The organism is uncultured Microscilla sp. (genome assembly GCF_947493425.1).
Classification (GTDB): Bacteria; Bacteroidota; Bacteroidia; order Cytophagales; family Microscillaceae; genus Microscilla.
In genome coordinates this window covers 1-207 of the sequence record NZ_CANLRP010000728.1, presented here as the reverse complement: position 1 = coordinate 207, position 207 = coordinate 1, and the positions used below count along the sequence as shown (strand labels likewise).

Below are 207 nucleotides of genomic sequence, written 5' to 3'. Positions count from 1 at the left end.
TCAAATATCCATACTTTACCCCCCTCATTATCAAGGCTTTTTCAAAGAAAAACGAGGCTTTTGAACACTTGACTTTACCTCTACACCTTCCACCATCAAACCCAGTTCCAGCCAGGAAATTTGTGCCTTTTTGGGCAGTGAAAAACAACCTTTTTCCAAACGTTTATAGTACAACACAAAACCGCCTGCTTCCCAATGAAGTAACTT

At 40.1% G+C, this 207-nt stretch carries 1 protein-coding gene; it reads right to left on the bottom strand.

The features are described 5' to 3' along the window. Positions 1 to 30 precede the first annotated feature (30 nt). Positions 31 to 207, bottom strand: a 177-nt coding sequence (gene tnpB, locus Q0954_RS35130; protein ID WP_366916783.1) for an IS66 family insertion sequence element accessory protein TnpB, incomplete at its 5' end; no start/stop codon positions are given.